Here is a 1,724-nt window from a genome sequence, read left to right as displayed (position 1 = left end):
CGGGGACACGGAGTGGGGACACCGGTCGCGCGCCCACGCGGTCGCCTACCTGAACGGCGTCCTCGCGTGTGACGGCGACGGGGGACGGTGAGTCGACACGCTTGGAGGACCGTTCACGAGGCAATCAACATACCCGCATGAATGTCCTCGTAACCGGGTCCTACGGTAGGTGTGGGACCGCAATCATCGACCATCTCGACGGCGATTCCAGGTTTGAGTTCACCTACCTGAACCGGTCCGACCGCCCGTCCGATCACCGGTACGGCGGCTTCGACACGCATGTCGCGGACGTCACGGAGTACGACGCGCTCCGACCCGCCTTCGATGATCAAGACGCTGTCGTCCACCTCGCCGCGTACCCCTACACCGACGGGACGTGGCAGGAGGTGTTCGAGCCCAACATCGTTGGAATGTACAACGCCCTCGAGGCTGCCCGCGACGCGGAGGTCGACGCGTTCGTGTTCGCCTCAACGAATCACGTAATGGGGATGTACGAGGAGGAGCACGCACCGGAACTGTACGACCCCGACTACGACCTCCGGCTCGATCCGACTGATCCGGTCCGTCCCGATTCGTGTTACGGCGCGACGAAGTCGTTTGGAGAAGACCTCGGACGGTACTACACCGAACGGCACGAATACCCCCGGCGGTTCTACGCGCTCCGGATCTGTTCGGTCCTCCCGCACGAGATCGATCACCCGTACGGGCGGGCCGAACGCCGCGTCGAACACGGAGAGATCGAGCGCGGAAGCGACGCCTACGACCGCTCGGTGGCGCGCACGAAGGCGACGTGGCATTCCCGCCGTGACTTCGCCCACTTGGTCGAGCGCTGTCTCGTCGACAGAAGCGTGACATTCGATGTCTTCAACGGCGTCAGCGACAATGATCGGCGGTGGTTCTCGATCCGGAACGCTCGGGATCGACTCGGATACGAACCGCACGATAACGGCGAAGAGTGGGACGAACCGCCAACAGACTCGAACGGCACGGTATGAGAACGCAAAACCACGAAACTACGATCTATCATGATCACGAATCCAGACCACTATGACGACAGCTGAACGCATCGCGGCCGTTGGGACGTACAGCGAAGCGATAGACGAGAGCGTCTATACCGTCGGGATCGATACCGAAACGGGAGCGATGCGGCAGCTCGACGCGGTCGCTGCCGGCCACGATCCGACGTTCGTGACGTTCGGCCCCTCGGGAGAGTACCTCTACACCGCAGTTCGAGAGGATGACGAGGGCGTCATCCGATCGTACGCGGTCGACCGCGACACCAGAGAGCTGACCGAGCGTGACAGCGCCCGAAGTGGGGCGGCGGCTCCTTGCTACTGCTCCGTCGACGAGACAGGGGCGTTCCTGCTGGTGGCCCACTACGCGGGCGGCGCCGTCTCGATGCTTCCGCTCGGTTCTGACGGCGGTATCGAATCGCCGACCGAAGTGATCGAACACCGCGGGTCGAGCGTCGATCCCGAGCGACAGACCGCACCGCACCCCCACTCGATCACGCTCGGACCGGAGGCGCGCTTCGCGTACGTCCCCGACCTGGGCACCGATCAGGTTCATGTCTACGCGGTGGAGTGCCACGAAGCCTCCCTGTCACACGTCGACGCGCTCGATCTCGCCCCGGGGTCAGGACCGCGACACCTCTCGTTCGCTCCGGACGGCGAGCGGGCATACCTGATCAACGAACTCGACTCGACGGTTACCGTCCTGCGCCG

2 protein-coding genes are annotated in these 1,724 nt (G+C 64.1%); both read left to right on the top strand.

Annotated features, from left to right (window positions below; translation table 11 throughout):
- The first annotated feature begins 137 nt into the window (after positions 1-137).
- A complete protein-coding gene (locus DVK07_RS19085) occupies positions 138-995 on the top strand; it encodes an NAD(P)-dependent oxidoreductase (protein WP_121598469.1) in 858 nt (285 codons plus the stop codon).
- Between the two features lie 52 nt (positions 996-1,047).
- The coding region (locus tag DVK07_RS19080; RefSeq protein WP_147441223.1) for a beta-propeller fold lactonase family protein at positions 1,048-1,724 on the top strand (677 nt) is incomplete at its 3' end.

This window comes from Halorubrum sp. Atlit-26R (assembly GCF_003666015.1).
Lineage (GTDB): Archaea > Halobacteriota > Halobacteria > Halobacteriales > Haloferacaceae > Halorubrum.
The sequence above is the reverse complement of the archived record's forward strand: the minus strand, read 5'-3'. Positions and strand labels throughout refer to the sequence as shown.